The 8,270-nt window shown below is 44.2% G+C and carries 7 protein-coding genes and 1 pseudogene; 2 read left to right on the forward strand and 6 right to left on the reverse strand.

Annotated elements, in window-relative coordinates:
• Positions 1-220 precede the first annotated feature (220 nt).
• The 3 genes from F6K64_RS37595 to F6K64_RS37605 form a co-directional block, all read right to left on the reverse strand.
• Positions 221-1,306, reverse strand: a complete 1,086-nt coding sequence (locus tag F6K64_RS37595) for an RNA polymerase sigma factor (RefSeq protein WP_287267957.1) — start codon at positions 1,304-1,306, stop codon at positions 221-223.
• 555 nt (positions 1,307-1,861) lie between these two features.
• Positions 1,862-2,104 (reverse strand): hypothetical protein, encoded by a 243-nt coding sequence (locus F6K64_RS37600; protein WP_287267958.1) that lies wholly within the window; start codon positions 2,102-2,104, stop codon positions 1,862-1,864.
• A 379-nt stretch (positions 2,105-2,483) separates the two neighbouring features.
• Positions 2,484-2,615 (reverse strand): PTS sugar transporter subunit IIA domain-containing protein, encoded by a 132-nt coding sequence (locus F6K64_RS37605; RefSeq protein WP_287267960.1) that lies wholly within the window; start codon positions 2,613-2,615, stop codon positions 2,484-2,486.
• A 602-nt stretch (positions 2,616-3,217) separates the two neighbouring features.
• Here F6K64_RS37605 and F6K64_RS37610 point away from each other — a divergent pair.
• Positions 3,218-3,682 carry a hypothetical protein gene (locus F6K64_RS37610; RefSeq protein ID WP_287267961.1) on the forward strand — a complete coding sequence of 155 codons (465 nt, stop codon included), beginning with the start codon at positions 3,218-3,220 and terminating at the stop codon, positions 3,680-3,682.
• Between the two features lie 247 nt (positions 3,683-3,929).
• Here F6K64_RS37610 and F6K64_RS37615 read toward each other — a convergent pair whose 3' ends face one another.
• Positions 3,930-4,460 carry a GrpB family protein gene (locus tag F6K64_RS37615; protein WP_502708102.1) on the reverse strand — a complete coding sequence of 177 codons (531 nt, stop codon included), beginning with the start codon at positions 4,458-4,460 and terminating at the stop codon, positions 3,930-3,932.
• 217 nt (positions 4,461-4,677) lie between these two features.
• Here F6K64_RS37615 and acs point away from each other — a divergent pair, with 217 nt between their 5' ends.
• Positions 4,678-6,648 (forward strand): acetate--CoA ligase, encoded by a 1,971-nt coding sequence (gene acs, locus F6K64_RS37620; protein WP_287267964.1) that lies wholly within the window; start codon positions 4,678-4,680, stop codon positions 6,646-6,648.
• Between the two features lie 169 nt (positions 6,649-6,817).
• Here the strand turns inward: acs and F6K64_RS37625 are convergent.
• A pseudogene (locus tag F6K64_RS37625) lies at positions 6,818-7,405 on the reverse strand (SDR family NAD(P)-dependent oxidoreductase); the annotation flags it as partial.
• 21 nt (positions 7,406-7,426) lie between these two features.
• Positions 7,427-8,270 (reverse strand): RNA-guided endonuclease InsQ/TnpB family protein (locus F6K64_RS37630; RefSeq protein WP_287267966.1); only part of this gene is annotated, 844 nt, incomplete at its 5' end.

The raw sequence follows: 8,270 nt of genomic DNA on the forward strand, positions 1-8,270 counted from the left end.
TTGTCCAAACTTGTCGTTTTCAGGGACGTTCGGTGATGGATTTCTTTGAGCAAGCTCTGATGGCTGTTGCTGGTCACTTGCCCGAAGCTCCTTCTCTTATCCCTTCTCCCCACACCTGAATCCTTACTAATAATTAGATGCGGAAAGCGCACCTTTGCCTCTTGCCTCTTGCCAATGCCATTGCGCGTAGCGCTATATCTCCTCTTTTTGATAGATAAACCTATCGATAGCATTTATATCTGGTTTGCTGGCTTTTGGTATCCCTACTTCTGGGCTCTTTTTTAATTGGGATTACTTTTAGTAGTTTAGATTCTGCCTCAACTGCCAAATTTGCTTCTACCTGTGAGGTTATCTCCTCTAGTAGCTCAAGTGCCAATGCTGGCTTATCCAGTAAGGTTATCTCCTCTACCATTGCATCTGAATCCTGGTTGGGCTCTTCAACGGGAGCCGAGTCGCACACTGCCATCGGCCTTAAATGCTCCAACTTCTCAGTTGTCTCCTGCTCCCCTTTTCCTATTTCTTTATTTGAGAGAGTGACATAGCTTTTTTCGTCTTTTTCTTCCTTACTCTTTTGCTCTTCTAATCCCCAAATTTTCTGCAATTTGGCGATCTCCCCGTAAGCCTTCTCATCTAACCCAGCTAGATACTTAGTTAACCGCTGTTGCAGTCTTGCCCTAGCTCGTTGGATACGTTTACGAACGCTATTGTTGGAAATTGCCAGTCGTTGAGCTATCTCTTGGTAAGACAACTCCTGCTCAAAGCGCAAGACACATACCTGGCGCTGATTTTCCGGCAAATCCTCTATAGCACTAAGGATTACCTCTAATAGTTCGCTCTTTTCTACAACTAAATCTGGGGTATCGAATTCGGTAGCCAACCCCAAGCCCTCTTCCACTGCCATAGCTTCGAGGTTTTCTAATCCGATTGCCTCAGATTTGTTTTCTCGATGTCGGTCTATACAGAAGTTACGGGCAAATTTGGTCAGCCATGCTTTGATATTAGTAATCTTTGCAGCAAATTTGGGCAATTTTTCCCAAGCCTTCAGCATAATCTCAGAAAGAGCATCTTGTGCTTGGGAGGGATTACCCCCCATCCAGCTCAAGCAGCGATGGTAAAGATAGTCTTTATAGTTGTCCCACAGGGGCCAAAAGGCGCTGCTATCGCCATCAGACAGTTTTTCCAGGAGCGACTCGACCCAAGAACTTGTTTCTTTTTCAGTCTTGTCGCCCGATTGGGCATGATAATTTAGGTTTGTTGCCAGCGTCAGTCCTGCTGAAACACCAAACTCAATTCGGGTTGATCTCATATTTGTAAATCGATCACTTAGCTAACGATCTAATAAGAATTTAATCAGAGTTTAAGCTTGCTCTGATGGTAAATAGTTCATTTGTTCTGCAACTTTAACCTGCTCCCCATCAATTGATTTCAAACAGGGCTCGATCGCTGAAATCCTCACCCCGCCTGTCTTTCAAAAACAAGATGCGTTTGCCCTGGCCATAACTAAACTCCTTCGAGTTCCTAATTGTTAGTTAGAACAATTTAATATTAGCCCTGTTATATATCTCTTATCCTCATAAAACTCATAGAAAAACTCATAAAAAAACTCATAGAAAAACTCATAGAAAAACTCATATCTCACGAAAAACTCAGGGAGCATGTCACAAATGCAGCAACATTAGTACATGATCTGGGGCATGGGGCATGGGGCATGGGGCATGGGGAATAGGTAATAGGGGGAGCATGTCACACCGAATATTTGGGGAGCAGGTCAATTTTGTAAGAACACTTGAACTACAAACCCTTGAACTACAGTGTTTTCGGGGCTTCAGTAGCAGTTATGAGTGATTTGAGTACATTTGTTCTACGAATTTGACCTGCTCCCGCGAAACTCATAAAACTCATAGAAAAACTCATAGAAAAACTCATAGAAAAACTCATAGAAAAACTCATAGAAAAACTCATAGAAAAACTCATAAAACTCATAAAACTCATAGAAAAACTCATAAAACTCATAAAACTCATAGAAAAACTCATATAAGTAGTCAGGGTTAACGGGGAGCAGGTCAAACTTATAGAACAAATGAACTACTTGACAAAATGACAAAAATCATATATATTAATTCAATTTACCTAAAAATTTTTAATAATTAGCTCTCAAATGACACCTGATAAGAAAAAAAGGGGGTTGCTGAATCTTCTTTTGAATAGGAGTAGAGTGGGCATCCTGCCCGCCCGAAAACATCCGGTGCCCTTGACCCATTAAGAATTAAATTCGCGCTTTGGTGCGCGCCGTCAGGAACGGGCAAGATGCCCATTCCACAGGTGCGACCCAAGGCCGGGTTCCCCGGCCATTGGAAAGCGCACCTAAACACTCTTAAAATCATTCCATTATTCAGCAACGCCAAAAAATTAGATGGGTTTACCCTGACTACTTATATGAGTTTTTCTATGAGTTTTATGAGGATAATAAATATATAACAGTGCTAATAACCCAAGTTGCTAGTTATGGCGAAGACGGCTGCGATCGCACTTTCTACTAATGGCGCTTCGCACAATCTTACCTTGGGTTTCTGGTCTTCATCCAGAAACTCCAGTGCCATTTCTGCACTCAGCACTGAATTGAAATATTATTAATTCGGTTGTTGCATACCCATCAAAGTAAGCATAATTATAATGCTTCACATGATGGCTGAATACTTACAATTTGTTCATGCAATAATCCAGAATCCAGCTACTCTCTAAAAGGTTTACCATTATAATCCTAAACATGTAACTAATTATTACACTTTTTATAAAGTGCCTTGATTTTTTTTATTTTTAGGTTGACAACAACCCTAGCCAATTGTTATACTATACTCATAACAAAAAGAGCCGCGCTCGTAGGCGACCAACCAGGAAGCGCGGCTCTCCCCCCAAAGTAAACTTTAGGTAACTCTATCATGCCAGAAAAGCGAGGCAGCGCGGTCTTGGGGAGGCAGCGCGGTCTTGGGGAGCCAGTGCGGTCTTGGGGGTTTCCCCCATGAGCAACTGGCGTGGTCCCCCCCATGAGCGACTGCCGTGGTTTCCCCCATGAGCGACTGCATCAAGACGCGATTAGTTGATCATCCCATCGATTACCACCAAGCAATGGAGCGCCTTGAACAGCTTGCCCATAGGAATTCCAAGCCTGGAAATTCCTATCCCTATCCCATCACTGAGCGATGCAGAGGTGCGACCCGTGGCGAATTTAATTCGCCAACGGAAAGCGCACCTAAGCGGTCTTGGGGAGGCAGCGCGGTCTTGGGGAGGCAGCGCGGTCTTGGGGGAAACCCCCATGAGCGACTGCATCAAGACAGGTGCGGACGCAGGTTCCGCACACAGACCCAAAACCATGAGCGACTGCATCAAGAAGCGAGAACAAATCCTAATTCGACTGTACAGTTACTGGGAATTAGGTATGACACCGCAACGGTTTTCTCAAAAGTGGGACCTAACTCCAGAAGATATCGCTTTAATCTGCTCCTGTTCCACTCACACCGTTAACGGCTGGTTTAACACCAGTCGTCGCTGTTCCCCTCCCACTCCTGCTCACTTGCGCCATCTCGCCATTATGGATTTCTTGTTGGAGGATTTTGAGACAATTCCGAAAGGGTTATTGGAGCGATTGTTCTCGAAGGAGGTCAGAATGAAGAATTTAGAATGAAGAATGAATAATTAAGAATGTAGAATTAAGAATGTAGAATTAAGAATGTAGAATTAAGAATGTAAAATGGTGAAGGCAGAAGGCAGAAGGCAGAAGGCAGAAGGCAGAAGGCAGAAGGCAGGATTTCCAATTCTAAATTCCCAATTCCCAATTCCCAATTCTAAATTCTATTGAATTCTAAATTATGCATTATTAATTCCCAATTCTAAATTCTAAATTCTAAATTCTAAATTCTACATTCTACATTCTACATTCTACATTCTCTGCGCCACTCTGCTGCTTTTCGATCCATTTCTTTGATGAACCCATCTTTTCCATCCATATAGGCTTCAATGTTGTGTGGATATTTTTTAGCCAGTTCTCGCTTAAGTTCACCGTATTTTTGGGCATCTTTAGGATGGGCAATCATATAATCTCGAAAGGCTAAGTGACGCTCTACCTGTAGCGAATTAACTTCAAACAGATGAACATGATGTGTTCTGATTCCTATTTGATTATGTTTCCGGAAATAACGACGACCTGGTATGCCGTATTCACCCATGCCTTCATAGCCTATTGTGTCCATCCCTGAACTATTTTCATCTACTTTGGTAATGTCTTTGACTTCAACCAAAATATCAATAATCGGTTTAGCATCTAGTTCTGGAATAGATGTACTCCCAATATGGTGTACAGCAACTAAGTTGTCGCCGACGGCAAGAGCAATCTGCTTTGATTCACGCTCAAATTCCTCTCGCCACTTGGGGTCATGGGGAAAAACTTGTACTTTTCTTGACATAACTATAGCGGTTTTAAATTGGGTGAGGTACTTACTAGGAGTTGGTTTTAGGGAGCAGGGAGTAGGGAGTAGGGAGTAGGGAGGAGTAGTAACAAACCAGAAATTAAAGAAATCCAAGGATATGCCAAACTGGGTGACGTGTTGAGTATCGTTTGATTAGACTTAGCCTTGGCTAGGTCTAGACTACTTACTTAGATATCAGTAATTTCCCATAACTATGTCACAACCCACTATAGAATCAATCCTTCAAGAAGAACGGCTGTTCCCGCCACCGACTGACTTCTCGGAAAATGCCCAGATTAAGAGCATGGCGGAGTATCAGCAACTTTATGAACAAGCCAAAGCTGACCCCGAAGGGTTTTGGGCCCAGCTTGCCGACCAAGAACTAGACTGGTTTCAAAAGTGGGATACGGTATTAGATTGGCAACCCCCCTTTGCCAAGTGGTTTGTTGGTGGAAAGATTAATATTTCTTACAACTGTCTTGACAGACACCTCACTACCTGGCGTCGGAATAAAGCTGCCCTGATTTGGGAAGGGGAACCGGGAGACTCCCGCACCTTAACCTATGCCCAGTTACACCGGGAAGTTTGCCAGATGGCAAATGTGATCAAACAACTGGGAGTCAAAAAAGGCGATCGCGTTGGCATTTATATGCCCATGATTCCCGAAGCTGCTATTGCCATGCTGGCCTGTGCCAGAATTGGTGCTCCCCACACCGTTGTTTTTGGTGGCTTTAGCGCTGGAGCCCTCAACAACCGACTGGTCGATGCTCAAGCTAAATTAGTAATTACTGCTGATGGGGGCTGGCGCAAAGACAAGATTGTTCCTCTCAAGATCCAAGTTGATCAAGCCCTAGAGAATAATGGCGCACCTACAGTAGAAAACGTCCTAGTGGTAGAACGCACCAAGCAAGAGATTCACATGGAACCAGGACGAGACCACTGGTGGCATGACTTGCAACCGGGAGCATCTGCTGATTGTCCAGCGGAACCCATGGATAGTGAAGATATGCTCTTCATTCTCTACACTAGCGGTACCACCGGTAAACCGAAAGGAGTTGTTCACACTACTGGTGGCTATAACCTCTACACCCACATGACTACCAAGTGGACCTTTGACCTCAAGGAGACCGATGTCTACTGGTGTACTGCTGATGTTGGCTGGATTACCGGACACAGTTACATTGTCTATGGTCCATTGTCCAATGGTGCTACTAGCCTCATGTACGAAGGGGCTCCCCGTCCTTCCAATCCCGGTTGCTTGTGGGATGTGGTAGAAAAATATGGAGTCACTATCTTCTACACTGCTCCCACTGCTATTCGTGCCTTTATTAAGATGGGAGACCAGCATCCCAACGCCCGTGATTTATCGTCCCTACGTATCCTAGGAACTGTGGGTGAACCGATTAACCCAGAAGCCTGGATGTGGTATCATCGGGTGATTGGGGGAGAACGTTGTCCCATTGTCGATACTTGGTGGCAAACTGAAACCGGTGGCTTCATGCTCACCCCCTTACCCGGTGCTACTCCCACTAAACCCGGTTCCGCTACCTTCCCCTTCCCAGGCATTATTGCTGATATTGTAGATTTAGACGGCAATCCAGTTGGGGAGAATGATGGTGGTTATTTAGTTATCAAACATCCTTGGCCAAGTATGATCCGTACTGTCTATGGGGATGATGACCGTTTCCGCCGTACCTATTGGGAACAGATACAGCCAAAAGATGGCCAATACTTCTATTTTGCTGGGGATGGTGCCAGAAAAGATTCCGATGGCTATTTCTGGGTTATGGGTCGTGTCGATGATGTGTTGAATATTTCTGGTCACCGCTTAGGAACCATGGAAGTCGAGTCAGCACTGGTTTCTCATCCTTCTGTAGCTGAAGCCGCTGTAGTCGGTAAACCTGATGAGGTAAAAGGGGAAGATGTGTTTGCCTTTGTGACCTTAGAAGGAACATATAGCGCTAGTGACGAACTCAAGCAAGAACTAAAGCAGCACGTGGTCAAAGAAATTGGTGCGATCGCACGTCCTGGTGACATTCGCTTTGCTGATAGTTTGCCCAAGACTCGTTCCGGTAAGATTATGCGACGGCTATTGCGATCGCTAGCTGCAGGTCAAGAGGTAGCTGGAGATACCTCCACTCTAGAAGACCGCAGTGTTTTGGATAAGTTACGGGAAGGGGCTTGATTTTGGTCTCTCCTCCTTCTCTGGAGGAGAGTTTAAAAGAGCGCGAATTTGAAATTAATCAACCATACAGGACTTACGCAGGCAATCTATATGTAGGCTGTCTAAGTCCTGTTCAAATCGGAAAGATTAATCAGGAAATTTGTCTTTTAAAGCTTGATAAAATCCTTGATCAAACCTTTGTCTGTCTACTAGATCTAAAGAAGCCAAAATCCCAAACTATTCTCCAAAATCGTTTCTTGTTGCCTGTTACCTGTTGCTTGTTATTTATTTCTCCAAAACTTTTATTTCTAGACAGAGGAGCTGCAATCCGTAACACTTTCTCCAGTAATGAAGGAAAAAAACGCTGACACCACACAGCTAAATGACTTTGCCATCCTACTAAAATTTCCGATGAGTTCTTCTCCAGTTTCGCGACTAACACCTTAGCGACTTGTTGGGGAGTCATCGGCAACACCCAGCGAAACAACTGTAATCCTCGCGCCATATCAGTATCTGTTAACGATGGCAATAAAGCAATTACCCGGATATTTTCTCGCGCTAACTCCCCTCGTAAGGCTTGAGTAAAACCAACAATGCCAAATTTGGTAGCGGAATAGCTTGCCATCGTCGGTGCTGCCACCTTACCCATTAAACTAGAAACATTCACAATAGTACCTTCATGTCGTGCTGCCATGGGTCGCCCAATGATACGAGTCATTGCGTACATACCCATTAAATTCGTGGCGATTTCTTCTTGTAAGTTTTGCAGTTTGGATTGTGATGTACCACACACGCTCCGCTACGCTTTCAGTGTGGGCTTCTGATGCTCATAAAGAGCGGTCAGAGCTTCCTGCGAGGTACTATTAGTAGTAGATTCAACAACTACAGGCTTCCCTCTACGGCGTTTTATAGTCGGGAACACATCCAGCCCGACTCGCTTTATGTTGATTGATGCGTTGACATCTCTATCGACAATCAGCTTTAATTCCTCATCGAAATACTCTCGCATATCTCGGTCGGTGAACACAAATTTATCTCGATAACAGAGGAGTTGAGATGTGTAATTTGGCTTGACTTCGACTACACTGGCGTTAGCTTTTGCGGCTACCTGACCCAGCACTTCAAAGAACTGACCAAAGGCTGCATCTAGCCAAGACTTGTTAAGTCCTGATTTTGATGATTGACCATTGGATAAGAACCTACCATCTCGCCCTCGTTTAGGAGTATTGCGACGAGTTAAACCCTTGAGGTTCAGCTTCTCGTGAAAGAAGACTTTCTTACCTGTATTCACAAGTTGATGAGCAGTTTTGTACTGGAAATCTTCACGACTCCTAGCTATCTGTTGATGAATACGGGCTTCCCGTTTTGCTAGTTTACCTCTGGCTTTACTTCCTTTTTTACGCTTATTTTTCCGTTGAGAAACTGTGGTTAACTTGTCTTGATTCCGACGAAGTGGTTTAAGTGAGGGGAGTTTCTTGCCATCGGATATTGCTAGATAAAAGCCTCTATCTAGAATAGCATCCATTCCAATTGAGTTTTCCCAAGTAGGAATAATGTCATCAGGGTTGAACTCCGGCACTGACTTATCCTCTAGGCTCAGGTTGCAGTACCATCCGTCAGCTTTCCTTGTAATTGATAGCTGT

This window comes from Moorena sp. SIO3A2, assembly GCF_010672265.1.
Classification (GTDB): domain Bacteria; phylum Cyanobacteriota; class Cyanobacteriia; order Cyanobacteriales; family Coleofasciculaceae; genus Moorena; species Moorena producens.

What these genes read in the sequence shown, in the direction of transcription:
- F6K64_RS37595 (WP_287267957.1), bottom strand. Translation starts at nt 1,306, where the DNA reads ATGAGATCAACCCGAATTGAGTTTGGTGTTTCAGCAGGACTGACGCTG.
- F6K64_RS37615 (WP_502708102.1), bottom strand. Translation starts at nt 4,460, where the DNA reads ATGTCAAGAAAAGTACAAGTTTTTCCCCATGACCCCAAGTGGCGAGAG.
- acs (WP_287267964.1), top strand. Translation starts at nt 4,678, where the DNA reads ATGTCACAACCCACTATAGAATCAATCCTTCAAGAAGAACGGCTGTTC.